The sequence below is a fragment of the Paenibacillus sp. GD4 genome (genome assembly GCF_030846225.1).
In the GTDB taxonomy this organism is placed as follows: Bacteria; Bacillota; Bacilli; order Paenibacillales; family NBRC-103111; genus Paenibacillus_G; species Paenibacillus_G silviterrae.
Map to the genome: position 1 here is coordinate 1,003,732 of NZ_JAVCYK010000001.1, position 13,628 is coordinate 1,017,359.

12 protein-coding genes are annotated in these 13,628 nt (G+C 52.6%); 7 read left to right on the plus strand and 5 right to left on the minus strand.

The window, feature by feature from the left end; genetic code table 11:
* Window positions 1–70: 70 nt before the first annotated feature.
* Window positions 71–781 carry a class I SAM-dependent methyltransferase gene (locus tag RAC89_RS04740; protein ID WP_306612110.1) on the minus strand — a complete coding sequence of 237 codons (711 nt, stop codon included), beginning with the start codon at window positions 779–781 and terminating at the stop codon, window positions 71–73.
* Window positions 782–1,046: 265 nt separating this feature from the next.
* Here RAC89_RS04740 and RAC89_RS04745 point away from each other — a divergent pair, with 265 nt between their 5' ends.
* On the plus strand, window positions 1,047–1,238 hold the full coding sequence (locus RAC89_RS04745) for a hypothetical protein (RefSeq protein WP_306616046.1): 192 nt from the start codon (window positions 1,047–1,049) through the stop codon (window positions 1,236–1,238).
* Between the two features lie 281 nt (window positions 1,239–1,519).
* Window positions 1,520–2,317, plus strand: coding sequence for a TerC family protein (locus RAC89_RS04750; protein ID WP_306612112.1), 798 nt, complete (start codon window positions 1,520–1,522; stop codon window positions 2,315–2,317).
* Window positions 2,318–2,365: 48 nt separating this feature from the next.
* On the opposite strand, the gene RAC89_RS04755 is transcribed toward RAC89_RS04750, so the two are convergent.
* Window positions 2,366–4,051, minus strand: a complete 1,686-nt coding sequence (locus RAC89_RS04755; protein ID WP_306612114.1) for a thiamine pyrophosphate-binding protein — start codon at window positions 4,049–4,051, stop codon at window positions 2,366–2,368.
* Between the two features lie 151 nt (window positions 4,052–4,202).
* On the opposite strand from RAC89_RS04755, the gene RAC89_RS04760 reads away from it, so the two are divergent.
* The 4 genes from RAC89_RS04760 (at window position 4,203) to RAC89_RS04775 (ending at window position 9,566) form a co-directional block, all read left to right on the plus strand.
* A complete protein-coding gene (locus RAC89_RS04760; RefSeq protein ID WP_306612116.1) occupies window positions 4,203–4,385 on the plus strand; it encodes a hypothetical protein in 183 nt (60 codons plus the stop codon).
* Window positions 4,386–4,602: 217 nt separating this feature from the next.
* Window positions 4,603–6,393: an oligoendopeptidase F gene (pepF, locus tag RAC89_RS04765; RefSeq protein WP_306616047.1), complete on the plus strand. Its 1,791-nt coding sequence runs from the start codon at window positions 4,603–4,605 to the stop codon at window positions 6,391–6,393.
* Window positions 6,394–6,696: 303 nt separating this feature from the next.
* A complete protein-coding gene (locus tag RAC89_RS04770; RefSeq protein WP_306612118.1) occupies window positions 6,697–6,984 on the plus strand; it encodes a LapA family protein in 288 nt (95 codons plus the stop codon).
* A gap of 122 nt (window positions 6,985–7,106) precedes the next feature.
* Window positions 7,107–9,566, plus strand: a complete 2,460-nt coding sequence (locus RAC89_RS04775; protein WP_306612120.1) for a beta-propeller domain-containing protein — start codon at window positions 7,107–7,109, stop codon at window positions 9,564–9,566.
* A 183-nt stretch (window positions 9,567–9,749) separates the two neighbouring features.
* On the opposite strand, the gene RAC89_RS04780 is transcribed toward RAC89_RS04775, so the two are convergent.
* Window positions 9,750–10,586 (minus strand): DUF92 domain-containing protein, encoded by an 837-nt coding sequence (locus RAC89_RS04780; protein ID WP_373430004.1) that lies wholly within the window; start codon window positions 10,584–10,586, stop codon window positions 9,750–9,752.
* A gap of 149 nt (window positions 10,587–10,735) precedes the next feature.
* Between RAC89_RS04780 and RAC89_RS04785 the strand changes: the two genes are divergently transcribed.
* Window positions 10,736–11,917: an HD domain-containing phosphohydrolase gene (locus RAC89_RS04785; protein WP_284640951.1), complete on the plus strand. Its 1,182-nt coding sequence runs from the start codon at window positions 10,736–10,738 to the stop codon at window positions 11,915–11,917.
* A 66-nt stretch (window positions 11,918–11,983) separates the two neighbouring features.
* Here the strand turns inward: RAC89_RS04785 and RAC89_RS04790 are convergent, their stop codons facing one another.
* Together RAC89_RS04790 and RAC89_RS04795 are read right to left on the minus strand one after the other, a co-directional pair.
* Entirely contained in the window at window positions 11,984–12,613 is a 630-nt protein-coding gene (locus tag RAC89_RS04790) for a fumarylacetoacetate hydrolase family protein (protein WP_306612123.1), read from the minus strand.
* 64 nt (window positions 12,614–12,677) lie between these two features.
* Window positions 12,678–13,511 carry a helix-turn-helix domain-containing protein gene (locus RAC89_RS04795; protein ID WP_306612124.1) on the minus strand — a complete coding sequence of 278 codons (834 nt, stop codon included), beginning with the start codon at window positions 13,509–13,511 and terminating at the stop codon, window positions 12,678–12,680.
* Window positions 13,512–13,628: the final 117 nt, after the last annotated feature.

Here is a 13,628-nt window from a genome sequence, read left to right on the forward strand (position 1 = left end):
GATGTATCGCCATCAAGGGCGAATGTGTCAAGTATATCACCATTATAAGGATAAATCAACTTGCTTCGTTTTATTCATGGGCCTTGTCAATACGCAAATAATTGACGGATGCGGGGATAAACAGCAGCCCCGTTGCACCGATCACCGGCTTTCCTCCAAAGGCTCTCACATCTGTCAGCAAACGATCCATGTAGGGATAAGGCTCGAAGCCGAGCGTCATTACCGGATACATACGAATTTGCCCTCCGGGACGGCAAACCCGGTATAATTCGCGAATCGCCGATATATGGAATTCATAATCGAATTGTTCATGATACAAAAATAAAAAATGGCTGCTTACCACAAGGGCAAAGGTATCGGATGCAAAGGGCAGTTGGGGCAGCGTGGCCGCCACGTATCTCCCCTGCTCCTTACCGCTGCGGAAATCCTCGGCAAAACGATGCAAGGATGCTTCTCGCATAGCCTTGTGCCGTGTCAGATCGCCGTAAAACGTCCAGTCTAAATGCTCCTTCAGCCGGTCCAGCTTGGCGGTGGAGGTTTCAATCTCACGGCTGGCATGGTCTATGATCTCCTCGAAGCCGTTCCCGTACTGCGGATCGACGGCTACGGCCTCCGTCCCATTGGCGTAAGCCTCAGCGACGAACGAAGAAGCCCCGGCCGCCACATCAAGAATGGGGCCCGTGCTGACTGCAGACGAATTCAGTGCAAACATCCGGATATACTCCTCATAGGAGCGGCATGTCATGGCAACACCGATTTGTTCATACTTCACTTGACTCATGTCTCATCTCTCCTCTTCTCAGCTAGCTATGGTCATCACATGACCCTGGCTCAAGCTCCCACAGACCCTCCGGTCCGTGCTGAAGCTTTGGTAGATCATACCATATGGCTTGAAGAAGTGGCAATATTATTTTTTCAGGCGCATAGTATTTTGCTTTTCTGGCATCGGACATGATAAATTAGCTATAACTATACAAGTTAGGGGTAATGAATCAGTGGCACACGGCATTCAAAAACACGTCATCTACAAAAAAGACAAATGGAACATGCTCACCGTGGAAGAGAACGGCAAGCAGCTCATTTTAAGAGAAATTTCGGATCAATGGGGTGAGGATTGCCATACCTTTCTGAGCAGACCCGCTATGATGCACTGGGCGGAGCAGCGGTTTCGCAAGGAAGACTTCACAGGTAATGAAGACGAATATAACGCGATCATGGAAGCTTTCCGCAGCGTTTAGTCCTTTCTGCTCAAAAAAGGGTTGACAAAGAGCCTGTCTACTCAGTACAATGATGTCAATTACATAAGATGTCCTCCAAAGGGGAGTAGCTGTTACAGTAAAGTCGTCAATTCGGGAATCCCGCAAGGGAAACTCCGGCTTTATTGGCAACGTCCACGTTGTTAGCAAGACCTTTGCCATTATTAGGTAAAGGTCTTTTCTGCGTTTAAATGACCTTTACCATAATTGGTAGAGGTCATTTTTATGTAGTTCAACAAATCAACTGAAGGAGTGTGTCGTACATGGAGTGGTTTTCACCGGCATTTTTCACTGCATTACTCAGCATCATCTTAATCGACCTCGTCTTGGCCGGAGATAACGCGATCGTGATCGGAATGGCGGCGCGGAATCTCCCGAAAGAGCATCAGCGAAACGCGATTCTATGGGGTACCGTCGGCGCCATCGTCATTCGGGCGCTCGCTACCCTCGCTGTAGTCTGGCTCCTTAAGCTTCCGGCTCTGCTGCTCATCGGAGGCGTGGTGCTCATCTGGATCGCCTACAAGCTTCTCGTTGACAAGAAGGAGCACAATATTGAGGCCAAGCCCCAGCTATGGCCCGCGATCCAGACCATCATCGTTGCCGATGCGGTCATGGGCTTCGACAATGTTATGGCGGTCGCCGGCGCAGCTCATGGAGACTTCTGGCTTGTCATCATCGGCTTATTGATCAGTGTACCGATTATGGTATGGGGCAGCACGCTCTTCATCGCCTGGGTGGAGAAATATCCATGGATCGTGTATATCGGATCCGGCGTACTGGCCTTCACTGCCGGTAAAATGCTGACTGGCGATTTGCTCGTGAAGGATTATTTCGCTGAACACACCGCTTTGAAATGGATGATCGTTATTCTGGTCACTGTAGGCATTCTGGCCGCAGGCTACTGGAAGAAGATGAACGGCTCGCTCGTATCGCTTAATGAGCATGGTCAGCTTACCATTCCTCAAGAGCTTGTGGATGAGGCGAAGATCCATCCGGAAGACAGCTTCCGCGCCAGCCGTGACGAGAAAGGTCGTTTGGTCCTCGTCAAAATGGAAAGCTAATTGCCAAGAAGACCTTTACCTAATTACTGGTAAAGGTCTTTTTGTGCCTTAGATCTTCGTATGCGGAACCGGTGTCGAGGCGGTTACCACCTCAATCAGCACGGGAAGCCTGGACTTCATCGCCATCGCCAGGCTCTCTTCGAGCTGCTGCATATGAATCGCCTTCCTTCCAATCCCGCCGCAGGCCTCCGCAATCTTAGCAAAGTCCGGGTTGCGGATGACGCTGCCGAGAGTGCTCATTCCGGCCTTCTCCATACGGTTCTTCTCCATTGCGTAGGAGCTGTTGTTCATGACAACAAATACAATAGGCAGCTCTTGTTCGACTGCGGTCTGGAATTCCAGCAGCGTTTGCACGGCTCCCCCATCCCCTGCGATAGCAATGACCGGTCGCTGCGGCTCCGCTAGCTTCGCCGCAATCGCTGCCGGCAGGGCAAAGCCAAGCGTCCGCCAGCGTCCGGAGAGCAATACCTCCTGCCCCGGCTTGGTTTGGAAGATCCGATTGAACCACAAGGTATGCTCCCCTGTGTCAACGGCCACAATCGCCTCCTCGGGAGCTTGTGCGGCTATGGCCTGAATGACCCGCTGCGGCGCTATCGGTTCCGCGTTTCCGGAGCATTCCTCCTCCAGCCGAGCCTTCCATTCATTCGTCACCTGGACAACTCTTGCTTTCCAAATCTCCCTCGATGCCGCAAACAATCTGGCATCCTGCAGGAGCTGCGGAACGATTTGCTCCAAATCCCCTACAACCCCCTTGGTCAAGGGATGGCCCGCTCCTAACGCAGCACGATTCTTATCCACCTGAAGGATTCTCGCCTTCGTCGGCACGTAATCGTCCGGCCACCAGGTGGCCCCCAGCATGAGAATACAGTCGCTTTCTGCGAGCAGGATCGAGGACGCTTCACTTCCTGCCTGCCCCAATCCCCCGGCGTATAACTCATGGTCGTTAGGAAACAACGGTCTGGCCGGGAGAGTAGTCACCACAGCCGCTGACAGCTTCTCGGCAAGCTGCCGTACCCACGCCTTCACCGAAGCAGTACCGCGGCCGATCAGCAGCACTGGCTTCTCCGCCTGCGCGATAAGAACAGCCAGCTTTTCTACCTCCTCGCCGGGAGCATAGAGAGGCTGATGAAGATGCTCCTCATACGGCTTGATTACCCCCTGTACCTTCCGTTCGTAAAGATCCTTGGGGATGGAGAGATGTGTTACCTGCCCGTTTAATAATGCTTGTGTCATAGCTTGCTGCAGCAGCTCCGGCAGCGCATCGGGATGCCCTACCAGCTCCGAGGGCTTAGCGATCGCGGCGGCCAGCTTTTGCTGATCGATATACTGCTTGGCATGCGTGCCGATTTGGGACGTGCTCACCTGCCCGGTAATGGCGAGTACGGGCGCATAATCACTTGCAGCATCAGCTAATCCGTTCAGCAGGTTGGCTATGCCGGGACCGCTGGTGGCCATGCATACGGCCACCTTCCCGGTCAGCTTCGCTTCTGCTGAAGCCATCAAGGCAGCTGCGCTTTCATGACGACATGGAATGTAGCGAATGTCGTTCTGTTTTCCAAGCTCATCCAGTACACTTAAATTGGCATCGCCTATGACTCCGTAGATCCTTTTGACATCCCAAGCCTGCAGTTGTCTTAACAAAAACTGCGCAACCGTATACTGCTCGGAAGGTTTGGGCTGCCCGGCGTTCACAGGCTCGGCGGCAGGAGGGGATATTGTCATTTGCGTCATCATGTGTCACCTCAGGTTCGTCATAATTTTCCTATCTGCGTAGTTTAGCCTTCCCCAAGCAGGAATTCGGAGTCGCGGAAGCGAAGAGGTAGAGGCTGTCCTAATTTTGGTAATTACTTGTTTGCCACAACCATTAAGCCCTTGAGGTGATCCTATGAGCAACGCCGGTTCCATCATCACGTTTATCATCATTTCCTTCTCTCTTTCCCTCATCTTAATTTGGAAGAAGGATACGCTTCCTCCCGGGGTGAAACGGCCCTTGGCTTTGCTTGCGCTTGTGATGATCTCCATGTCCTTTTTTCTGATGATTTACAGCTTTATTACGAACCCGATGTAGGCATTGACAAATTAGACTTCACGCTATGATTTTCATATACTAATATTTAAGCCTCGCTCCGGTAAAACTAGGAAAAATACCGGAGGAGCGTGAGCGAAACATGCGTGTGGTACCGTTAGTCCTGACCGGCATGCTGCTTTCCGGCACGTTGGCCTCAACTATGGCCTCGCCGGAGATCAGCCAGGCCAAACCATCGATCAAACCAAGGAGGGCTCCGATGAATCAAGTGCTGAAACGCAGCGAAGTACCTGTAGAAAACCGCTGGAGACTCGAGGATTTGTATGCGAATCAAGCGGCATGGGATAAGGAATACGAGCAAGTGAAGCAAGAGCTGAAGGAAGTATCGCAGTATCAAGGCAAGCTGAGTGACCCGGCGGTTATTAAAACGGTGTTCGAGCTCGACGACCGCATCTCCCTGTCTACCGAACGGCTCTACGTGTATGCCAATATGAAGCATCATGAAGACATGGCGGACCCTACCTACCAGGCCTTATCCGATAAATCGAAAAGATTGAGTGTGGAGGTCGGCGAAGCCACTTCCTTTATTTCCCCGGAAATTCTTAGCTTAAGCGACGAGCAGCTTCAGAAGCTGGTTGCGAATCCGGAGCTTGCTTTTTACAAAAGAACGCTGGAGGAGCTGATTCGCCAGAAGCAGCACGTGCTTAGCCAGAATGAAGAAGCGCTGCTCGCCCAGGTCGGCAATCTGGCCCAAGCCCCAGGAACGATCTTCGGTATGCTGAACAATGCGGACCTGAAATTCCCGAAGGTGAAAAATGAAAAAGGCGAAGAAGTCGAGCTGACACACGGCCGCTACATACAGTTCCTGGAAAGCCGAAATCGCGAGGTGCGTAAAAATGCTTTTGAAGCGATGTACGCCACCTACGCCAAGCAGAAGAACACTATCGCCGCTACGCTCGCGGCGAATGTAACCAAGAACGTATTCTACGCCAAAGCGCGCAAGTATCCTTCCGTGCTTGAGATGTCACTGTTCGGCGACAACATCAAGAAGGAAGTGTACACGAATCTGATCGATACGATCCATGAGTCTCTGCCGCTTATGCACCGGTATATGGAGCTCCGCCGCAAGCTGCTCAAGGTCGACAAGCTGCATATGTACGATCTGTTCGCTCCGCTCGTGGAAGAGTACGATATGGAGATCAGCTTCGATCAAGCGAAGGAAACCGTGAAGGACAGTCTGCAGCCTCTTGGCGAAGATTATCTCAAGGTGCTTCAGGAGGGCTTCAAGAATCACTGGATCGATGTCTATGAGAATGAAGGTAAGCGCAACGGTGCCTACAGCTGGGGTGCATACGGTACGCATCCTTACGTGCTGCTCAACCATAAGGACAACCTGAACAGCATGTTCACGCTGACGCACGAAATGGGCCATGCGCTCCATTCCTACTATTCCGACACGAATCAGCCTTACCGTTATGCGCAATATACGATTTTCCTGGCAGAAGTGGCATCGACGCTGAATGAAGCGCTGCTTATGGATTATATGCTGAAGAAGTCAACCGATCCGAAGGAAAAAATGTACCTGCTCACCTATTACATGGACCAGTTCCGTACAACGGTATTCCGTCAAACGATGTTCGCCGAATTTGAAATGATCATCCATGAAAAAGCGGAGCAGGGCGAGTCATTGACTCCGCAGCTGCTGAGCCAGGTGTACTACGATTTGAACCTGAAATACTACGGCAAGGACATGGCGGTAGACCAGGACATCGAGATGGAATGGGCGCGCATTCCGCACTTCTACAACAGCTTCTACGTGTACAAATACGCAACGGGCTTCTCCGCAGCGACGAGCTTTGCGAAGCAAATTCTGGAGGAGGGCCAGCCGGCCGTAGACCGTTATTTGGGCTTCCTGAAGAGCGGCGGAAGCGACTACTCCATCAATATCCTGAAGAAGGCCGGTGTGGATATGTCCTCTCCGGAGCCGATCAAACAGGCTATGGATGTGTTCAAGGAGCTTCTGGTGGAGATGGAAAAGCTGGCGAAGTAAAAGCTTACCGCTTCCCTTACCTTGCGGAGCCGGCGGTTATCTGTAAAGTGATTATTTAGCCTTAGAGCCCGCAGCTTCCGAGCTTGATGGCATATAAGGTGATTATAGCTTTACAACCCTTTTTTCCCTCAAGAATCGTTCATTTTGGCGCTGTAAGGTGATTTTTTAACGTTATAGCTTGGAAGAGATCATTATGCAAGCCCACTTAAGGTGATCTAATCACCTTAAGTGCTGTAGAATAACCAGGCTGAGTCCGGGTCACGGGCTTCAGCCTTTTTTTCCAATTAGAGAGGGGGGAATGTCATGAAAGCACAAGTGGTGTTGGTTTGTGCATTTCTTTTTGCCATCATAACGGCCATGTTCGCCGTAATTAATGTGGAAAGCGTTCGCGTTAACTTTTTGTTCACCGAAGCCTATATCCCGCTTATTTTAGTTATCCTCGGTTCTACCCTGCTTGGCGGGATCATCTTCGGCTTTATCGGACTTATTCGGCAGTATAAGCTGCAGCGTCGCATACGAGTGCTGGAAAAGCAGCTTCAGGAGAAGGAAGTCACTCCGCCTAGCCCGGAACATGTTACTAGTACGGAATAACGAAAACTAGATCCCCTCCCGCTCCAATAAATTTTAGGTCAAGCACAGTGGAGCATGAAACATTTTCCCAGTGGTTTCCGTTTTGGGAAGTGAATAGCTCAAACTAGGGGAGGGATTTTTTTGTGAGAAAACGAACCATGCTTACGGCGTGCCTGGCACTCGCCCTGCTGACCTCAGGTGCACCGGCCTCGCCCATCGAAGCCGAAACGGGTTCAAGCGTTCGATTGAGCCTGAACGGAAGCCCTGTAGAGTTCAGCGCCAAGCCTCGGCTTGTCGGAAGCACTCTCATGGTGCCGCTGCGTGACTTATCCGATGCGCTCGGGGTAACGGTAGAGTGGAAGGAAGACACGCATACGGCGACCGCTGTGAAAGGAGATCGCAGCATTCAGCTGACCGCCGGGAGCGCAACGGCAACAAGACAGGGCACTCAAGTCCTGCTGGAGGAAGCGCCCATTCAGGCGGAGGGCGGGAAGCTGCTGGTTCCCCTGCGCTTTTTCAGCGAATCATTTGATTTTAATGTGTATTGGGACGGCTTGAATCAAAGTGTTGCCGTCGTTGACGCGGACAAAAGCTTACCTACCGTTGGCTCGATAGAGCGAATGGAGGAGCTTCTGGAGGAAGCGCGTCAGAATGGCGGAGGTATGGGCTATGCTGCCCCGGCCATCCGAATGCCGGTTGCTGCGGAGACATCGAAATCGGCCGCCACGGCTCCGCAGGCTGCCGCAGGAGCTGTATCGGACTCCGTCTCCGTCAACGAGAAATCCACAGCCGGCTATTCCGCTACCAATGTTCAAGTGCAAGGCGTCGATGAAGCCGATGTCATCAAAACGGACGGTACTTACATTTATCAGGTAAATCGCAGTCGAATTATCGTCACACAAGCGTATCCTGCGGAAAGCATGAAGGTTTTGAGCACGGTGGAATTCTCGGACCCGCAGTTTCAGCCTCGTGAGATTTATGTGGATGACCGGCATTTGGTCGTGATCGGCAATACCCATTATCAGAAAACGATCGCTCAGCCAGCCGCTTCCGGGGGCGCATCGACTCCCGCTGTAGTAAGCGATGCAGCGGTCGAGCCCGCTTCCGTTATCCAATCGACGGAAAAGGCTCAAGCCATTGAAAAAATTCGGATTGTTCCGGACATCATGGTGAGACCCGTATTATCCACGACAAAGGCGATCGTCTATGAGCTGGGCGACCGCACAAGTCTAAAGCCGGTACGTGAAACGGAGATGGAAGGCTATTATGTTACCTCCCGCAAAATCGGTTCCTCTCTGTACTTGATCACGAATCAGTCCTTTTACAATTATTATGCGGCATTCTCCGCCATTACGAAGGCGGAGAAGGAGCAAGCCTTATCCACCCCCTCCTACCGCGACTCCGCCGCTGGGGATGATTTTATCAAAATCGGCTTTGAGGATATTCGTTACTTTCCGAAATCCGTAGAGCCGAACTACCTGCTCGTCGGCGGCATCCATCTTGATCAGCCGTCTCAGAAAATGACGGTGGCAAGCTACCTCGGCTCTGGGCATAATGTATATGCATCCGAGAAGCACCTGTATGTTACCGTGAGCGAAGCGGAGCCTATCGCAATCGACCGGAAGCCGGAGGCGTCAGGCAAGCTCCTCGCCCCGATGCGGGAAATGAACAGCGTCATCTACAAGTTCGGGCTAACGGATGGAGCAACACGTTATGAAGGTCGCGGCAAGGTGCCCGGACAAGTGCTGAACCAGTTCTCTATGGATGAGCATGACGGGTACTTCCGGATCGCAACGACCAAAGGGGATATGTGGCGAACCGACGAAAACACCTCGAAGAACAACGTGTATGTCCTTGATGAAGCGATGAACACCGTGGGCAAGCTGGAGGACCTTGCGCCGGGAGAGAAAATCTACTCCGTCCGATATGCCGGGGACCGCGCTTATATGGTTACCTTCAAGCAAGTCGATCCGCTATTTGTCATTGATCTTAAGAATCCTGCGTCGCCGTCCGTGCTCGGCAAGCTGAAAATTCCCGGCTTCAGCGAGTACCTCCATCCGTATGATGAGAATCATGTCATCGGCTTCGGTAAGGACGTGGAAGAAGTTCCAGTGAAGGGCCGCAGCGATACGGCACAGACAACGGCACTGGTGCAGGGGATGAAGCTGGCTATCTTCGACGTATCCGACGTCGCGAATCCTAAGGAGCTCCACAAGGAAGTTATCGGGGTGCGCGGCACCTACTCGGAGCTGCTCCAGAACCATAAGGCGCTGCTCTTTTCCAAGGAGAAGCAGCTACTGGCGTTCCCAGTGACGGTATATGAGGCACCGGATAAGGGCCAGGCGGGCTCCTATGGGCAATTTGCGTTCCAAGGCGCCTATGTATACCGCCTGGATCCGGAGCACGGCTTCGAGCTGCGCGGCAAAGTCACCCACCTTACCGAAGATCAGCTGCTGAAAGCGGGCAACCATTGGTACCCGAGCAATCGCAATATCGAACGTTTGCTCTATATCGGCGACACACTCTACAGTTCTTCTCAAAGTCTGCTGAAAGCCAATGACTTAACTACGCTGAAGGAGATAGGCGAAATCACGCTGCCGTAACGGACTTGGTTTTTGCCTATGCATCGGGTACAATGACGGAAGAACGATTACCCGATCTGGAGGCATTCTCATGGTTACTTTCATCATTGTCGTAGCGATCATTGTGTGTGTGCTCGTTTCATGGGCAACTTTATACGTGACCAAAAAAGCCTACTCGCGCAAATACGACGAGTAGACTTACGGTTACAGCAGGCTGCCTAGGGATTCGTACAAAGCGATGGCGACTATCCCTCCGGTTACGGAGCTGATCGCATTCACCGCATCGTTCGTCATCCAGGCAAACCCGCGGGTTCGAACCGCCGCTGCACTGCAGTGGCGGTTCTTCTCTATGTCCTTGCCGCAGACCTGGCATCGGTACATCACTTGGCACACCGCCCCCAGCCAGGAATCGGCCAGCGAGCCGGCCAGCCCGCCCGCCAGCCCGATCAGCATGAGCGTTGCAGCCGCACCATCAACAGGCACGCCGGCTGCCGGCTGTGCCGGGTTCACCGCGATCAGCAGCCATGCGACCGCCCCGATACACAGCCCCCCTGCCGCCGAAGCCAAAAGCCCTAACAGCGTCACTCCGCCCGAGGTGCCCGGCTCCACCTTCTTCAGGCTAATGATAGACCTCGGCGGTGCTGAGCTCAAGCCTCCGACCTCCGTTGCCCATGTATCCGCCGTTACAGTTGCCATCACGCCGATGAAAGCCGCCCACCACCCTGGATGAGGCCACATGGCATACCCAAGGCACAGCAGTACGCCGATGCCGCCGTTAGCGAGTACCTGGCCTGCATCCCGTCGGCCTGACTTAGCATAGCCGCTTTCCGCAGCAGCCTTTCTAGCATGCTTCCATTTGGAAAGCACACTGGAGGTGATGAAGAAAAAAATCAGTGTTCCGAACCATGCCAGACTGCCGAAGGCGTACAACAACGTGCCTACCGCAACAGCGGCGGCAAACCCCGAAGCGGACAATGATTTTTTTAAATAAGCGGCCCCTGCAATCAATCCGCTGCAAAGCAAGCCGACCACGATATCCAACACGGCTACATCCCCTTCCCATCGGCAAATTTCGTCGAATTTTGTGTGATAAAACACTTATTTTAAGCAAACGGATGGTTTACAGGACTACAAACATTATAATATGATTTGTTCATATGGAAAAATGTGATATCGGGGAGTGGTTCCGAGTGCATGAGGCTTATGAACTAGTACGGACAAGAGTCAAGAAGGATCTGGACTCGCAAGAAATGCTTCGTGTCATTTTCGATTATACGGCGAAGATCGCCAACGAACGGAAGCTGGAAAACTTATTGATGCTCATGGCGGATATGGGACGGGAGATGGTCGTTTCCGACCGCTGCACGGTTTGGCTTCTCGACCGCAATAAGAACGAGCTCTTCTCTACTGTCGCGCACGGGGTGCCTCAGCTTAGAATCCCCAGCACAGCCGGCCTGGTCGGCCATGCCGTCACGACGGGCGAGCCGATTTTTATTGATGATGCTTACACGAACGAAGAATTCCGCGATGTGCTTGAAAGCGGCGCTCTCGCTACGGATAAGAAGACCGGCTACCGCACAAAGGCACTGATGGTCATCCCCTTCCGCAACAACGAAGGAGAGATTATGGGAGCCTATCAAGCCGTCAACAAGCTGACGGAAAGCGCGGAATTCAGCCAGCGCGATTTGGAGCACTTAGCCTTGGCAGCCTCCTACGCAGGGAAATCCCTGGAGTCTGCGCTGCTCACCAACGAGATTGAAGAAACACAGAAGGAAATCATCTTTACAATGGGGGAAATCGGCGAAAGCCGTTCCAAGGAAACGGGCAACCATGTCAAACGCGTGGCCGAGTATTCCTATATTCTCGCGCTTGGGCTCGGAATGAATCAGGAGGAGGCCGACCTGCTGAAGATGGCATCTCCCATGCATGACATCGGGAAAGTGGCGATCCCGGACTCTGTGCTCAAGAAGCCGGGCAAGCTTACCGACGAAGAGTTCGACATCATGAAGTCGCACACCACGATCGGCTACAACCTGCTCAAGAATTCCAAGCGTCATATTCTTAAAACGGCAGCTATTGTCGCTTATCAGCACCACGAGAAGTGGAACGGACGCGGCTATCCGTGCGGCTTAAAGGGTAATGAGATTCACATCTACGGGCGAATTACCGCCATTGCGGACGTCTTCGACGCACTCGGCAGTGAACGGGTCTACAAAGCCGCCTGGGAGCTTGACCGCATTCTGAATCTGTTTAAGGAAGAACGCGGGCAGCATTTCGACCCGAAGGTCGTCGATGTGTTCATGGAGCAGCTGCCGAAGATTCTCAAGATTCGTGATGAATATTCCGACCTTGCGCTGGAAGCGGAAAAATAATACGCAAAGCAAAAGACCGTCTTACTCGCTGTGAAAGGTGAGTCCGACGGTCTTTCTTTGAGGTGGTTATATAAGCTTGACGGTCATCTCTCCGAACGATTCCTCACCCCAGAACAGCTCCAGCCGGTCGCCCGACTTCACGGCCGCTACGCCGGCCGGCGTACCGGTATAAATGATATCGCCTGCTCCCAAGCCGTAATGAAGGGCAATATAGTCCACAATCACCTGCAGGTTGAAAATCATATCGTTCAGATCGGCGCGCTGTACCTCGATTCCGTTCTTCTGCATGGTGTACGGAACCTGCTTCACTTTCTCGAAGCCGGGAAACGGGCGAAGCTCGCTGATCGGAGCCGATCTCAGGAAGCCTTTAGCCGGGAGCCACGGCGTCCCCTTTTTCTTAATGATGGTCTGTACGTCTCTTAGCGTAAAATCAATCCCGAGCGCCATGCGATCGACCAATTGATCTACCGTCAGCCCCTGCTCATACTTCCGCCCAATATGCAGCACCAGCTCCGCTTCATAATGCACTTCTCCACGATCTCCGGGAAGCTCAATCACACTGCCGTTCATCGGTGTCAGAGCATGAGTCGGCTTAGTGAAGATCATCGGCTCCTCCGGGATGTCGTTGCCGAGCTCCGCCGCATGGAGGCCGTAATTCCGCCCCACGCAGTAAATGTTGCGAATCGATTCATACATGGGAAGCACGTTCCTTTTCCGAGTAATAGGTTCGCCCCGATTATACGCCATCCTGTTTAAAATCTCAACGAGGATGCGGCCGATAGCGGGCCCGGTAACCCGTCGGGGATAGTCCGTTCATTTTCTTGAATGATTTGCTGAAATGATATTCCTCCAAATAACCGCAGATCTGAGCGATTTCCTTAATCGGCAAATCGGAGTACATGAGGTAGCGGCAGGCATGCTCATTGCGAATATGATTGTGATACGCTTTCGGACTCATGCCTAACGACAGCTGAAACCTTTTGCGGAGGTAGGAAACTGAAATGCCGTATTGCTTCGCCAGCTCTTCGATTTTGATGTCCGTACGGTAGCCTGTCTCGAGCTGTTCCTTAACGAGCTCCAGTGCCTGCTGCGCGGAATCCGGCTTGGCTTCACCTGAGTGCTGCTGTGTGTGCAGATCGTGGAGCAGCTCCAGCAAGGCGGCTTTGGAGCGCATGGCTCCGCCTGCCCCGCCGGGTACCCAGCATTTATCAATATGCCGAAACTGGCCTCCGATTCGTTTCGCTTGCTCCGTCCCGAATTTCCGTAGAAAGGGCAGCTCAAGCGCCTTCAGCGGAGCAACCCCGGTCCACGTGACATCATAACCCACACTCGCACAATCGAAGAGGACCATCGTCATTTGCAATGGGAACGCTTCATCCGAGCGCATCGACATCCGCAGGCCAGGCTTCATGTAGGCTAAGTATCCTCCCTCCACCTCATAATCGCGATCCGTAGTGAAGGTGCCCTTCCCTTCATGAATCCAGTAAAAGGTATGGGCACCGATATTGTTGCGCGTATCCATCCAGCCCGGCAGCGTTGGCTTGTCCAGCACCCATTGGATGTGCAAAGTAAGTCGATTGAGATCATAAGCCATCGGTTGCGCCTCCTCATAAGGCTCCAGTCTGTTTCTACTATAATATTGGAGAAGCGATTTATACAAGAAGATTTTCGGTTTTTCCATTCAGCTCTCTTGGGGTCCGTGCTACCATAG

What these genes read in the sequence shown, in the direction of transcription:
- RAC89_RS04740 (WP_306612110.1), bottom strand. Translation starts at nt 781, where the DNA reads ATGAGTCAAGTGAAGTATGAACAAATCGGTGTTGCCATGACATGCCGC.
- RAC89_RS04745 (WP_306616046.1), top strand. Translation starts at nt 1,047, where the DNA reads ATGCTCACCGTGGAAGAGAACGGCAAGCAGCTCATTTTAAGAGAAATT.
- RAC89_RS04750 (WP_306612112.1), top strand. Translation starts at nt 1,520, where the DNA reads ATGGAGTGGTTTTCACCGGCATTTTTCACTGCATTACTCAGCATCATC.
- RAC89_RS04755 (WP_306612114.1), bottom strand. Translation starts at nt 4,051, where the DNA reads ATGATGACGCAAATGACAATATCCCCTCCTGCCGCCGAGCCTGTGAAC.
- RAC89_RS04760 (WP_306612116.1), top strand. Translation starts at nt 4,203, where the DNA reads ATGAGCAACGCCGGTTCCATCATCACGTTTATCATCATTTCCTTCTCT.
- pepF (WP_306616047.1), top strand. Translation starts at nt 4,603, where the DNA reads ATGAATCAAGTGCTGAAACGCAGCGAAGTACCTGTAGAAAACCGCTGG.
- RAC89_RS04770 (WP_306612118.1), top strand. Translation starts at nt 6,697, where the DNA reads ATGAAAGCACAAGTGGTGTTGGTTTGTGCATTTCTTTTTGCCATCATA.
- RAC89_RS04790 (WP_306612123.1), bottom strand. Translation starts at nt 12,613, where the DNA reads ATGTATGAATCGATTCGCAACATTTACTGCGTGGGGCGGAATTACGGC.
- RAC89_RS04795 (WP_306612124.1), bottom strand. Translation starts at nt 13,511, where the DNA reads ATGGCTTATGATCTCAATCGACTTACTTTGCACATCCAATGGGTGCTG.